We start from the raw sequence: 13356 nt of genomic DNA on the forward strand, positions 1-13356 counted from the left end.
ATCAGCGCTCCTTCGGGTCGAGCGCGTCACGCAGCCCGTCCCCTACGAAATAGAAACCGAACAGGGTGGTGACGAAGAAGAACAGCGGGAAAGCCAGCTGCCACAGCGTGCCGTAGCTCATCGTCCCCGCCCCTTCCGAGATCAGCGCCCCCAGCGAGGTCTGCGGCTCTTGCACGCCGAGCCCGAGGAAGGAGATGAAGCTCTCCGTCAGGATCATCAGCGGCACCAGCAGCGTCGCGAAGACCACCACCACGCCCACGAGGTTGGGCAGGATGTGACGCCGGATGATCGTCGGTGCTGGCACGCCGATGGCGCGCGCGGCCTCGACATAGTCGCGGTTCTTCAGGGTCAGTGTCTGCCCCCGCACGATCCGGGCCATCTCCAACCAGGATATCAACCCGACACCCACAAAGAGCATCCCGATGGAGCGGCCATACATGACCAGCAGCAGGATCAGCACGAACATGTAGGGGATCGCCAGAAGGATATCGACGAGGCGCATCATGAAGCCATCGACGCGGCCCCCGAAATAGCCCGAGATCGCGCCGTAGACCGTGCCCACGGAGACCGCGATCAGCGTACCGATCACGCCCACCAGCAGCGAGATCTGCGTGCCCTGCACGGTGCGCGCGAACAGGTCGCGACCCAGATCGTCGGCGCCGAAATAGTGGCCGTTGGCGAAGGACGGCGCGGAGGCGGTCGCATCGCCCATCACGTTGTAGTCGATGTCGGAATTGTTCCACGCCGCGATCAGGTTGCCGAACAGCGCAAAGGCCACGACGAAGGCCAGCAGCCCCAGCCCGAAGATCGCGGCCTTGTTGTTGAAGAACCGCCGGCGCGCATCCGCCCAGAGCGAGCGGCCCGCCACGTCTTCGCGGCTCGTTGCCTCGGCGAGCGAGGTCATCTTGGATTCATCTATGACCATGTCAGTACCGGATTTTCGGGTCGATCCATCCGTAGACGATATCGACGACAAGGTTGAACAGGATGGTCAGCGTGCCCAGCAGGATGGTGATTCCCATCATCACCGCGTAGTCGCGGTTGAGCGCGCTATCCACGAAGCTTTTGCCGATCCCGCCTGTGGTGAAATACACGTCCACGATCACCGAGCCGGTGATCATCGAAACGAACGCCGGACCGAGATAGGAGATCACCGGCAGCAGCGCAGGCTTCAGGGCGTGGCGCATGATGATCTTGCGCTTCGGTAGGCCCTTGGCCCGCGCGGTGCGGATGTGGTTCGAGCTGAGCGTCTCCAGCATCGACGAGCGCGTGATCCGCGCGATCGAGGCCATGTAGGAGGTCGAGAGCGCGATCACCGGCATGATCCAGAAGCGCGGATCGTCGAAGCTCCAGCCACCGCCGGGCAGCCAGTGCAGGCTCAGCGTGAAGACCAGCACGAGGATCGGCGCCATCACGAAGTTCGGCAGCACCTGCGCGCCGATGGAGATGCCCACGGCGAGATAGTCGAGCCACGAGTTGCGCTTGATCGCCGCGGTCACGCCAAGGGTGACACCGACCAGAACCGCGGCGATGAAGCTCAGGAAGCCATAGGTCAGCGTGACCGGGAAGCCCTGCGCGATGATGTCGTTCACCGAGCGGTCTTTATACGAGAACGAAGGCCCGAAATCGAAATGGGCGACCACGTTCCACAGATAGGTCGCGATCTGCTTCCATAGCGGCTGGTCGAGCCCGTATTTCGCGTTGAGATTGGCGAGCACCTCGGGCGGCACGGCACGTTCGGAGGTGAACGGCCCGCCGGGCGCCGTGTGCATCAGCAAGAAGCTCGCGATGATGAGCACCAGAAGCGTCGGAATCGCGATGGCGAGACGCTTGAGAATGTAGACGATCATAAGAATGTCCCGAAATAGGTCGGGCGGGCCGATTGCGCGGCCCGCCCGTTATCGTTTCAGCCGGCTTACTTCGCGACCTTGTACATGTTCTTCGCGTACCAGTTCAGCTGGACGTTATCGAACGGGTAGCCTTTGATCTGCGGGTTCAGCAGCATCGGCAGCGAGTAGGCGTAGATCGGCGCAAGCGGCATGTCCTCCGCGAGGATCTTCTCCGCCTTGGTGTAGTCCTCCTGCGGATCGGCCGCCGTCTTCGAGTCCTTCATCAGCTTGTCGTAGTCGGCGTTCTTCCACTGACCCGAGTTCTGATCCGACCACGAGGTGTTCACGTCGAGATAGGTCGAGGCCTCGTTGTAGTCGGCACACCATGCGGTGCGCGCCACGTCGAAGTCATGCTGGCCGTTGAGCTTGTCGAGATAGACCTTCCACTCGTAGTTCTCGAGGGTCGACTGCACACCGAGCTGCTTCCAGAACTGCTGCACCGCGATCGCGATTTTCTTGTGGTCGGCCGAGGTGTTGTACATGATCCGCAGGTTCAGCGGGTGATCGGGACCGTAGCCGGCTTCCTTCAGAAGCTCTTTGGCTTTGTCCATCCGCTCCTGCTGCGTCATGTCGGCATAAGCGACGTCCGGTGCCTTGAAGTTTGCGGTCGCCCAGTGGGTCCAGGTGTAGGCCGGTTTCTGGCCGCCCTTGAGGATCTTGTCGACGATGATGTCGCGGTTGATCGCATAGGACAGCGCCTTGCGGACCTTCACGTCCTTGAGCGCCTCGGGGCCGTTCGGGCCGACGTTGAAGCGGTAGGCATAGACACAGGAGCGCGGCGGAGCGTGGGCCGCATCCGGGTATTCCTTCTTCAGGCGCGGATATTGACCGGCCGGGGTCTGCACGAAGTCCAGCTCGCCCGCCTCGTAGCGCGTCAGCGCCTGGTCGTTATCCTGCATCGGGATGAACTTCAGATCGGTCAGCGTGACGTTCGCGGCGTCGTAATAGGCGTCGTTCTTCGTCAGCTCGATCGAGTTGCCGATCTTCCAGCTTTTCAGCTTGTAGGGACCGTTGACGACCATGTTCTCGGGCTTGGTCCAGTCGGAACCGTATTCCTCGACGACCTTCTGCGGCACCGGGAAGGTCGAGGACAGCACCAGCATCTGGCGGAAATAGGGGATCGCGCTGTCGAGCGTCACCTGAAGCGTGTGGTCGTCGAGCGCCTTCACGCCCAGCTCGCTCGGCTTCTTGTCGCCCGCGATCACGTCATGGGCGTTCTTCACCTGCATCAGCTCGATATACCACGAGTATTGCGAGGCGGTCGCCGGATCAGCGAGACGACGCCATGCATAGACGAAGTCCTGCGCGGTGACGGGGTCGCCGTTCGACCACTTCTCGTTGCGCAGGTGGAAGGTGTAGGTCTTCTTGTCGTCGGACACCTCGTAGCTCGTCGCGAGCGCGGGCACGAGTTTACCGTGATCGTCCTGCTGGTAGAGACCTTCGAACATCTGCTGAAGAACGTCGTTGCCGTCCTTCGAGGTGCTCAGATCGGGATCGAGCGTCTTCAGGTCGTCCTGCAGCCAGTAGGTAAAGGTCTGGTCAGCGGCGAGCTTGGTGCCTTCGGGCACTTTGCTCGACTGAGCGAGAACGGGTGCGGCGCTGCCCAGCATAAGGGCAAAAGCGGAAATCGCGGCAATCGACTTCAAGGGATACCTCCAATTTTCCGGGGTCCGGTCGCGCGCAACGCAGGGGTGAGCGCGGGGCCCCGATTTTTCGTTGATGGGGCATCAAGGGCAGGATCGCGGCGCGGCGCAAGTCTGACGTCACGGTGCTCACACCCATGTGAGAGCGCATTTCTCGGACCTCGGCGAAATCTTTCTGAAACTTGCGTGGCGCCCTTGAAATTTGCAACGAACGCCAAGCTCCGTCGCGTGAGCCGAGGAATGCTCACGACCCTTCCGCGACCGAATCTCTGCGCCCGCGATACATCCGCTTGCGCGCCTTTCTTCCTATGTATTTTGACACATCCAGAAGTTGTTCCGCGCGGGCTCGCCTTCGGGCGTGCTATTGACCAGCCTCGCCCCCCTGCTAGCTACCCTTGGCGTTACAGCCCCGAGAGAACGGACCCCGAATGGCCGAGACCGACCAGAAGACCCCACTTTCGCCCGCACGCCGCTGGGCGGCTGCAGCCGTGCTGCTGCTGGCGAATTTCATGAACCTGATCGACATCACGATCGTCAATGTCGCCCTACCCTCGATGAAGAACGAGCTGGCGGCCCCGCCGAACCTGATCGAATGGATCGTCGCGGGCTACACCTTCTCTTTCGCGATCCTGCTGCTGCCGGCGGGACGGATGGGCGACCTCTTGGGGCGGCGCAAGCTGTTCGTGTCGGGCATCGCGCTATTCACTGCCGCCTCGCTGATCTGCGGCATCGCGCCGGGGATCGGGACGCTGGTCACCGCGCGCATCGTGCAGGGCGTGGGCGCTGCGATCATGACGCCGCAAACGCTGGCGCTGGTGCCGCGGCTGTTCCCGCCGGAGCAACGCGGCGCGGCCTTCGGCCTGTTCGCGCTGACCGCCGGGCTGGCCTCGGTCGCGGGGCCGATCGTGGGCGGGCTGCTCCTGACCGCTGACATCTACGGACTGGGCTGGCGGCCGATCTTCCTCGTGAACATTCCGCTGGGCATCGCGGCCTTCATCGCGGCGCTGATGCTGGTGCCCAAGGGCGAGGGCAACCGCAAGCTGGGCATCGACAAGGTGGGCATCGCGATCGCCGCCGTGGCAACGTTGGCGCTTCTGTTCCCGCTGGTAGAAGCACCGTCGATCGGCTGGCAGGGATGGATGTATCCGATGGTGATCGCCGCGCCGATCCTTGGCTGGGTCTTCATTCGCTGGCAGCGGCATCAGGAAGAACGCAACGCGCCCCAGCTTCTGCCGATGCGGCTGCTGCGCTCTGGCTCGTTCCTGTCGGGGAGCCTTCTGAACGCGGCGCTGTTCACCGCGGTGCCGAGCTATTTCTTCACCATGGCGCTTTATCTTCAGGCGGGTTACGGGCTCACGCCCCTGCAATCGGGGCTGACGACGACGCCCTTCCCGCTGGGCGTGCTGCTCGCCTCGGCCACGACCGGCTGGTTCGGGTCGCGCTGGGTCCGCTGGCGCGTGATGGGCGGCGGCATCCTCATCGCGACGGGCTTCGCAGGGCAGCTGTGGGCAATCTGGACGATGGGCGACGCGATCAGCTGGTGGCGAATGGCACCTTGGTTCTTCTTTGGCGGCTTTGGCCTGGGCAACACCGTCTCGCCGCTATTTCAGGTCTCGCTCTCGGCGGCGGATAGCAACGACAGCGGCTCGGCCTCGGGCGCGGTGCAGGCGATCCGGCAGGTCGGCATCTCCTTCGGCATCGCGATCATGGGCGGGATCTTTTTCGGCATGCTGGGCGGCGCGGAACCGGGCGATCACGAGGCCTATCGCGGCGCGATGATGTCGGCGATCGGCTACGCAATGGTCATCGCGAGCGTGGTGATCCTCACACCGTGGTTCACGCCGATGAAGATCGAGCGCGCCAAAGACTGAGCGGGCGGCGCCCCCCGCGCCATCCCCTTCCTGCCTCGCACGCGATGACATGATCGTGCGCCACAACTGTCACGCGACCCTCGCCCCGAGCGCCGCGCGCCCCATCTACCCAACCCAGAGGGGCCGTCCGAACCTGGCCCCCGACAGATGCGAAAGGAGCGATCCATGCGTTACAGACCTCTTGGCCCCAGCGGCCTTCTCGTCTCGGAACTTTGCCTCGGCACGATGACCTTCGGCGGCTCGGAGGGCATGTGGGGCCAGATCGGCCAGCTACGTCAGGATGATGCCGACGGCCTCGTGAAAACCGCGGTGGACGCGGGCATCAACTTCATCGACACCGCGAATGTCTATGCGGGCGGCGAGAGCGAGCGCATCCTCGGTCAGAGCCTGCGCAATCTCGGCATCGCGCGCGACGAGGTGGTCATCGCGACCAAGGTGCTCGGCCCGATGGGCGAGGGCATCAACCAGCGCGGCGCCTCGCGCTATCACATCATGGAGCAGTGCAAGCAGAGCCTCGAGCGGCTGCAGCTCGACCATATCGACCTCTACCAGATCCACGGCTTCGACCCGATGACGCCGATCTCGGAGACGCTGGAGGCGCTGACCACGCTCGTGCAGCATGGCCATGTCCGCTATATCGGCCTGTCGAACTGGGCCGCATGGCAGGTGATGAAGGCGATCGGCATCGCCGAGGCGCGCAAGCTCGCCCCGATCCTGTCGCTGCAGGCCTATTACACGATCGCCGGGCGCGATCTGGAGCGCGAAGTCGTGCCGATGCTGCGCGACACCGACATGGGCCTGATGGTCTGGAGCCCGCTTGCAGGCGGTCTGCTCTCGGGGAAATACGACCGCGACGGCAAGGGCTCCGACGGGCGTCGCGCCAATTTCGACTTCCCGCCCGTCGAGAAGGACCGCGCCCATAACGCGATCGACGCGATGCGCCCGATGGCCGAGAAGCGCGATGCGAGCGTGGCGCAGATCGCGCTGGCATGGCTTCTGCATCAGGAGGTCGTCACCAGCGTCATCGTCGGTGCGAAGCGCAAGGACCAGCTGACCGACAATATCGCCGCGACCGAGATCACGCTCGACGCGGAAGAGCTGGAGACCCTCGACAAGGTCAGCGCCCTGCCCGCCGAATATCCGGGCTGGATGCTGGAGCGTCAGGGCGGCTACCGCCAGCGCTAAGCACGAAGCGAACCGATCGGCGCGCCCGGGCGGGTGTTGGCTTGGCCAACCCTGCCTTGGCGCGCCTTTTCATGTCTGCGACCGGAGCCGCAATCGATGCACGCGTACGCAGCGGCCTCAAATCGGTTCACTTTTTCATGGACCTCAAAAGACACAGAGCGCGTTGAGCGGGAAAGCACTTACCAAGGAGAGTTCCTTTGGCACATTCCCGCTCAGCATCACGGCCACGCAGCATCCTGATTGTTCTGGGGGCGTTGATCGGCGCCGCCATCGCGATCTGGAATTACGTCACCCCCCTGACCGGCGTGACCGGCACATTCGGCGCGGGGCTGGTGATCGCCTCCTCCATTTTGATCGCACTCGCAGGGATCGTGATCCAGATGACCGAACCCGGAGCGATCCGCACGATTCTGCGCGTCCTCGTCGCGCTCGGCCTGCTGGGCACCGCAGCGGCCGCCTATTTCCTCCACGAATGGTGGCTGATCGCGGCGATGGGCGTCGTGCTGATCGGCCTTATCTACGACATCGCCTCGAGCCGGGGCGCGCGTTCGAAAGGAGCCTACGCATGAACCGCAAGACCGTCTCGCTCGCCTTCGCCCTCGCCTTCTTTGCTGCCGCCGGGTACGCGCAGGACACGACCGCGACCGACAGCACCGCAACCGACAGCGGCACCGCGACCTCTACCGACAGCAGCTCGACCGATACCGGCACTTCGGCGACCACGGACGCAGCTACGACGTCCGACACTGGCACCGACACCAACTCCGATACTGGCAGCACCAGCGACACCGGTAGCCAGTCCGGCACCGATCAGCAGACCGACAATCCCGCGGCCAACGAGGCCACGCCGCCCGGCCCCGACGCCAATGCCGATCAGCCCAAGCCGGTCGCCGAGAGCGTGGCCCAACCGATGCTCGCCAGCGGCCCGCGTGAACGCAACGGCACGCCGCTGGTGCCCGAGCAGCCCGTCTGGAACAGCTTCCACGGCCAGCTCTCCGCACAGAAATATTCGCCGCTGACCCAGATCAATCCGGACAATGTGGGTGACCTGGAGAAGGTCTGGCAGGTCCATACCGGCGACGTCTCGGACGGTTCGGGCGACAAGCCCGCCACCGTCTGGTCGGCCACGCCGATCTTCGCCAATGACACGCTCTATATCGGCACGCCCTTCTATCGCGTGCTGGCGCTCGACCCGGCCACGGGCGAGCAGAAATGGGCCTTCGACACGAAATCCAAGCTGGAGGCGCTGACCCAGCCCGCGCTGAAGAACCGCGGCGTCGCCTATTGGCAGGCCGAGAACCCGGTCGCGGGCAAGGTGTGCCAGAAGATCGTCTATATCGGCACGATGGATGCGCAGCTCTTCGCGCTCGACGCCGATACCGGCAAGCCTTGCCCCGATTTCGGCGAGGATGGCGTGCTCAACGTGGATAAGTGGAACACGGTCAATGACAGCTTCCCGCTTTCCGTGCTGCAGCCGCCGACGGTTGCGGGCAATCACCTGATCCTTGGCTGGGCCGGTCAGGACTGGGAGTCGGCAGAGGCTCCTCCGGGCGCGGTCTTCTCGGTCGATGCGCAGACCGGGGAGCTGCAATGGTCCTTCGAGACCCTTCCCGAGAATATCCGCCGCAAGACCGGCACCGCGAACGTCTGGACCGCGATGTCCGTCGATCCGGGCCTGAACATGGTCTATCTGCCGGTGGCCTCGCCCTCGCCGAACTATTGGGGCGGCAACCGGACCGAGCAGATCCCCTATGCCACCTCGACCACCGCGCTCGACCTCGATACCGGCAAGGTCGTCTGGTCGCGCCAATGGGTGCATCACGACATCTGGGACTATGACATCAACTCCGCCCCGACGCTGATGGACATCACCGTCGACGGCAAGGAAATCCCGGCGCTTATGCAGGGCACGAAGATGGGCTTCCTGTTCGTCGTGAACCGCGAGACCGGCGAGGATGTCTGGCCGATCGAGGAACGTCCCGTCCCGCAAGGCGACGGCAGCGTGAAAGGCGAGGTCTATGCCAAGACCCAGCCCTTCCCGACCAAACCCGCGCCGCTTCTCGACCAGTCGAAAAAGCCCGAGGTCTGGGGCATCGCCGATCTCGTCTCCGGCGGGGCCTGCTCGAAGCTGTTCGACAACCTCACCTATGAGGGGATGTACACCCCGCCCACCACCAAGGGCGAAGGAACGCTGGCCTATCCCGACAGTGCGGGCGGCGTGCAATGGGGCGGCGTGGCCTTCGATCCCGACGCGCAGATCGCAGTCGTGAACACGAGCCACATCGTGCAATATATCAAACTCTGGGAGCGCCAGGACTACGAGCAGAACGCCGGTGGTTCGGGCAACGAGAACGGCTTCTACCCGCAGAAAGGCGCGCCCTACGGCATGAGCTTGGGCAACGCGCTGAACTCGCTCGGGATGCCGTGCTGGAAACCGCCGTTTGGCGAGCTGGTCGCGATCGACATGCATACCGGCGACGTGAAATGGCGCAAGCCGCTCGGCAGCTCGCAGAAATACGGGTTCTTCATGCCCGAGAGCATGGGCTCGCCCACGATCGGCGGTCCGGCGGTGACCAAGTCGGGGCTGATCTTCATCGGGGCCACGATGGATGCCAAGGCGCGCGCCTATGACATCCAGACCGGCAAGGAGCTGTGGTCCTCGCAGCTCGAAGCCCCGGTCGTCGCGAACCCGGCGATCTACGAGTATAAAGGGCGCGAATACGTGGCCTTCATCTCGGGCGGCAACTCGATCCTGAAGCCCACCGTGGGCGATCTGGTGGCCGTCTACGCGCTGCCGGAGAACTGATCGCGGCGTAAACACATCGCGGGGGCGTGGCACGACGCACGCCCCCCTGCCCCGACGCAAAGAGCGTCCCTAAAGCCCTCACCGCAACGTGAGGGTTTTCTCGCAGGAACCGTTCCGCGCGCGCGGGGTTCCCCATTAAGCTGGTTTGAACGCCCGCCTCCCCAAACGGCTGCGCCAAACCTGAATTCCGGACAAGGGGGACCCCATGAAGGTTTCATTTCACGTCAATGGCGAGGCCCGCGCGCTTGACCTCGACCCGCGGGTGACGCTGCTCGACGCACTGCGCGACCATCTCGAACTCACCGGCTCGAAAAAGGGCTGCGATCATGGCCAATGCGGCGCCTGCACGGTGCTCGTCGACGGGCGGCGGGTGAACTCCTGCCTCAGCCTCGCGGTGATGCATGAAGGCTCCGAGATCACCACCATCGAAGGGCTCGGCACGCCCGAAAATCTCAACCCGCTGCAACAGGAATTCGTCTCCTGCGACGGCTACCAATGCGGCTATTGCACACCGGGGCAGATCATGTCGGCTACCGGGATGCTGGCAGAGGCCGCCGAGGGTGCGCCCAGCCATGTCAGCGACAGCCTCACCGGCAAGTCCGAGCTGAGCGATGCCGAGATTGCCGAGCGGATGAGCGGCAATCTCTGCCGCTGTTCGGCCTATCCCTTCATCCGCGAGGCCATCTCGCGCGTGGCCGAGGCGGAGGAGAAGTAATGAGACCTTTCGACTATCTTCGCGCAAATACACTCGATGACGCGGCCTCCAAGGCGGGTGACGGCGCGCAGTTCATCGCGGGCGGGACCAACCTGCTGGACCTGATGAAACTGCAGGTGATGACCCCCGAGACGGTCATCGACATCAACAATATCGACGGGCTGGACAAGATCGAGCCGCATGAGGGCGGGCTGAAGATCGGGGCGCTGGTGCGCAACGCCGATCTCGCCGCCGATCCGCAGGTGCGCCGCGCCTATCCGGTGCTGTCGCGCGCGCTGCTGGCGGGCGCTTCGGGTCAGATCCGCAACAAGGCGACCACGGGCGGCAACCTGCTGCAACGCACGCGCTGCCCCTATTTCTACGACCCGGCAATGGCCTGCAACAAGCGCGACCCCGGCGCAGGCTGCGCCGCCAAGGGCGGTGTCAGCCGCATGCTCGCGATCCTGGGCACCTCGGCCGCCTGCAGTGCCGCACATCCCTCCGATATGGCGGTGGCGATGCGCGCGCTCGATGCGCAGGTGGAAATCCGCGGCACCGATGGAGCAACCCGCACCGTGGCGATGGACGAACTCTATCAACTTCCCGGCGAAACGCCGGAAGTGGAGACGAGCCTGAAGCCGGGCGAGATCATTACCGCCGTGATCCTCCCTGCCCCGCAGCCGAACGCGACGCAAAGCTACCGCAAGATCCGCGACCGGGCGTCCTATGCCTTCGCGCTCGTCTCGGTCGCCGCCGTGGTCGAGATGGAGGGCGAGACGATCAAGCAGGCCTCGCTCGCCTTCGGCGGCATCGGGCCGCGCCCCTGGGCGGATGCGCAGGTCAATGCGATGCTCGAAGGCGAGACCCCGTCGGAGGAGCTGTTCGGCAAGGCCGCCGATACGCTTCTGGCCGAAGCGGTCACCGATGAGGGCAACGATTTCAAACGCGAAATGACCCGCCGCGCGCTGATCGCGGTGATGCGCGAGGCGACGGGCATGGCCCCGGCCTCGACCGGAACGGACAAGGTGGAGGCGCTGGCATGAGCGACACGTTCACGATGGATGAAGCGCAGCCGCGGCTGCTCGACGAAACCAAACAGGGGCTGGTGGGCGCTCCGCTCGACCGCCCCGAGGGCAAGCTGAAAGTGACCGGCACCGCGACCTATGCGGCCGAATTCAAGCCTGAAGGCATGGTGCATGGCGTGATGCTGCGCGCCACGATCACGCGCGGCAAGGTCACCGGCTTTGATGAGACGGAGGCGAAGAAGCTCCCCGGCTATCTGGGTCTGTTCCATGGCCCGGAATTCGTGCGCAACCCGGCGCAGGGCATGGCGGGCGCCGCGCCCGTGCAGCCCGGCGACCGCGTCGATTATCACGGTCAGCCCATCGGTCTCGTCGTGGCCGAAAGCTTCGAGACTGCGCGCGACGCCGCGGCCCGGATCAAGATCAGCTACGAGCAGAACCCCGGCGCACCGGTCGATCCGGCGGGCGTGGAGCTCGAGCTGAACGAGAAGCGGGAAAGCATTCAGGGCGATCTCGACGCGGCAATGGAGAAAGCCGCGCAATCGGTCGATCTCGAATACACCACCGCCGGCCACGTCGCTGCGGCGATGGAGCCGCATGCGGGTATCGCCGAGTGGAAGGACGGTCGCCTCGTTCTACATGGCTCGCTGCAAATGGTTCGTTTCAACAAAGAGGAATTGGCCGATGCGGTTGGCATCGAGTCCGACAAGGTCCACATCCTCGCGCCCTATGTGGGCGGCGGGTTCGGCTCCAAGCTGGGCATTTCCTCCGAGCATGTCGCGGCGGCGCTTGCCGCGCGCGAACTCGACCGTCCGGTGCGCATCGTGCTGAGCCGTCAGACCGTCTTCGATGCCGTGCTGCGCCGGACCGAGACATGGCAGCGCCTGCGCCTTTCGGCGGACGCGAGCGGCAAGCTGACCGGGATCGGGCACGAAGATCGTGTCTCCAATCTCGAAGAGGAAGCCTTCTCCGAACCGGTCAATGCCGCGAGCCGCTTCATGTATGACGCGCCCAACCGGGTGATGCGTCAGCACATCTCGCGCAACCACCGCACGCCTACGGGCTCGGTCCGCGCGCCGGGCGAAGCGGTTGGCACCTTCGCGCTGGAAACCGCGATGGATGAGCTGGCCGAGAAGCTGGGTCTCTGCCCGGTGGAACTGCGCCTGCGCAACATCCCCGAAAAGCACCCGGACACCGGTCAGGCCTATTCGGCCCGCGCGCTGGAAGACAGCCTGCGCGAAGGCGCGAAGCGCTTCGGCTGGGATCGGCGCCCGGAAACCGGAACGCGTCGCGAAGGCGAATGGCTGATCGGCATGGGCGTCGCGGCTGCGGGGCGGGCGAACTTCCTCGTGCCATCGGCGGCGCGCGTGACGCTGAGCGCGGATGGCGCTCTGGTCGAGACCGACATGACCGATATCGGCACCGGCAGCTACGCCATCCTCGGCCAGATCGCGGGCGAGATGCTGGGCCTGCCGATCGACAAGGTCTCGGTCCATCTGGCAGATAGCGACCTGCCGGGGGCCTCCGGGTCCGGCGGCTCCTTCGGGGCGTCGTCGTCGGGGTCTTCGGTCTTCCTCGCCGCACGCAAAATCCGCGAGCAGCTTGCCGACAAGCTCGGCTGCAAGTTCGAAGAGTTGAGCCTTGGCAATGGCGAGGTTTCGGGCGGCGGCAAGACCGCGAAACTGGTCGATCTGCTAAGCGATCCGATCAGCGCCGAGGGCAAAATCGAAGGCGGCAAGACCGCCAAGAGCCACTTCTCTGCCGGCTTCGGCGCCCATTTTGCCGAAGTCGCGGTGAACGAGGTCTCGGGCGAGGTGCGCGTGCGCCGGATGCTCGGCGTGCTCGGCATCGGTCGCGTGCTCAACGAGAAGACCGCGCGCAGCCAAGCCGTCGGCGGCATGGTCTGGGGCGTCGGCTCGGCACTGCACGAAGAGCTTGGCCACGATCCGCGCACCGGCCATATCGTCACGCGCGATCTGGCGAATTACCACGTTCCGTCGCACGCAGATATCCCGCGCGAGATGGAAGTGGTGTTCCTGCCCGAGCGCGATGACGAGGCGAACCCGATCCAGTCCAAAGGCGTGGGTGAGCTTGGCATCTCGGGTGCGGGGGCCGCGGTGATCAACGCGATCCACAATGCGACGGGCGTGCGGCTGCGCCACTATCCGGCCACGCCCGACAAAGTTCTCAAGGGGTTTGCAAATGGACGGTAGTCCGCTTCGCCAGCGTGCGCGCGCTGAAACTCG

The 13356-nt window shown here is 64.7% G+C and carries 10 protein-coding genes; 7 read left to right on the plus strand and 3 right to left on the minus strand.

The genetic code is table 11. The annotated features are described in order from the left end of the window. Position 1 precedes the first annotated feature (1 nt). From ACZ7GB_RS03940 to ACZ7GB_RS03950, 3 genes are all read right to left on the minus strand, one after another. Entirely contained in the window at positions 2-925 is a 924-nt protein-coding gene (locus ACZ7GB_RS03940; protein WP_078539851.1) for an ABC transporter permease, read from the minus strand. Between the two features lies 1 nt (position 926). After that, positions 927-1850, minus strand: coding sequence for an oligopeptide ABC transporter permease OppB (gene oppB / locus ACZ7GB_RS03945; protein WP_098410237.1), 924 nt, complete (start codon positions 1848-1850; stop codon positions 927-929). 65 nt (positions 1851-1915) lie between these two features. After that, on the minus strand, positions 1916-3499 hold the full coding sequence (locus ACZ7GB_RS03950) for a peptide ABC transporter substrate-binding protein (protein WP_472157906.1): 1584 nt from the start codon (positions 3497-3499) through the stop codon (positions 1916-1918). 461 nt (positions 3500-3960) lie between these two features. Here ACZ7GB_RS03950 and ACZ7GB_RS03955 point away from each other — a divergent pair, with 461 nt between their 5' ends. The 7 genes from ACZ7GB_RS03955 (at position 3961) to ACZ7GB_RS03985 (ending at position 13323) form a co-directional block, all read left to right on the plus strand. Further along, positions 3961-5403, plus strand: a complete 1443-nt coding sequence (locus ACZ7GB_RS03955) for an MFS transporter (RefSeq protein WP_472157702.1) — start codon at positions 3961-3963, stop codon at positions 5401-5403. A 165-nt stretch (positions 5404-5568) separates the two neighbouring features. After that, a complete protein-coding gene (locus tag ACZ7GB_RS03960; RefSeq protein ID WP_472157703.1) occupies positions 5569-6588 on the plus strand; it encodes an aldo/keto reductase in 1020 nt (339 codons plus the stop codon). Between the two features lie 197 nt (positions 6589-6785). Continuing rightward, complete coding sequence (locus tag ACZ7GB_RS03965) at positions 6786-7157, plus strand: hypothetical protein (RefSeq protein ID WP_078569574.1); 372 nt, start codon at positions 6786-6788, stop codon at positions 7155-7157. Beyond that, complete coding sequence (locus ACZ7GB_RS03970) at positions 7154-9394, plus strand: pyrroloquinoline quinone-dependent dehydrogenase (protein WP_472157704.1); 2241 nt, start codon at positions 7154-7156, stop codon at positions 9392-9394. The genes ACZ7GB_RS03965 and ACZ7GB_RS03970 overlap by 4 nt, the downstream gene beginning before the upstream one ends. Before the next feature lie 205 nt (positions 9395-9599). Next, complete coding sequence (locus ACZ7GB_RS03975; RefSeq protein WP_078599563.1) at positions 9600-10109, plus strand: 2Fe-2S iron-sulfur cluster-binding protein; 510 nt, start codon at positions 9600-9602, stop codon at positions 10107-10109. After that, positions 10109-11131 (plus strand): FAD binding domain-containing protein, encoded by a 1023-nt coding sequence (locus tag ACZ7GB_RS03980; protein ID WP_472157705.1) that lies wholly within the window; start codon positions 10109-10111, stop codon positions 11129-11131. The genes ACZ7GB_RS03975 and ACZ7GB_RS03980 overlap by 1 nt, the downstream gene beginning before the upstream one ends. Continuing rightward, positions 11128-13323, plus strand: coding sequence for a xanthine dehydrogenase family protein molybdopterin-binding subunit (locus ACZ7GB_RS03985; protein WP_472157706.1), 2196 nt, complete (start codon positions 11128-11130; stop codon positions 13321-13323). The genes ACZ7GB_RS03980 and ACZ7GB_RS03985 overlap by 4 nt, the downstream gene beginning before the upstream one ends. Positions 13324-13356: the final 33 nt, after the last annotated feature.

The organism is Thioclava sp. PTB-PU3-1, from assembly GCF_055666785.1.

Bases quoted from the DNA above. Each gene is read 5' to 3' on its own strand.
- ACZ7GB_RS03970 (WP_472157704.1), top strand. From the start codon at position 7,154: ATGAACCGCAAGACCGTCTCGCTCGCCTTCGCCCTCGCCTTCTTTGCT.
- ACZ7GB_RS03980 (WP_472157705.1), top strand. From the start codon at position 10,109: ATGAGACCTTTCGACTATCTTCGCGCAAATACACTCGATGACGCGGCC.
- ACZ7GB_RS03960 (WP_472157703.1), top strand. From the start codon at position 5,569: ATGCGTTACAGACCTCTTGGCCCCAGCGGCCTTCTCGTCTCGGAACTT.
- oppB (WP_098410237.1), bottom strand. From the start codon at position 1,850: ATGATCGTCTACATTCTCAAGCGTCTCGCCATCGCGATTCCGACGCTT.
- ACZ7GB_RS03985 (WP_472157706.1), top strand. From the start codon at position 11,128: ATGAGCGACACGTTCACGATGGATGAAGCGCAGCCGCGGCTGCTCGAC.
- ACZ7GB_RS03940 (WP_078539851.1), bottom strand. From the start codon at position 925: ATGGTCATAGATGAATCCAAGATGACCTCGCTCGCCGAGGCAACGAGC.
- ACZ7GB_RS03950 (WP_472157906.1), bottom strand. From the start codon at position 3,499: ATGCTGGGCAGCGCCGCACCCGTTCTCGCTCAGTCGAGCAAAGTGCCC.
- ACZ7GB_RS03975 (WP_078599563.1), top strand. From the start codon at position 9,600: ATGAAGGTTTCATTTCACGTCAATGGCGAGGCCCGCGCGCTTGACCTC.
- ACZ7GB_RS03955 (WP_472157702.1), top strand. From the start codon at position 3,961: ATGGCCGAGACCGACCAGAAGACCCCACTTTCGCCCGCACGCCGCTGG.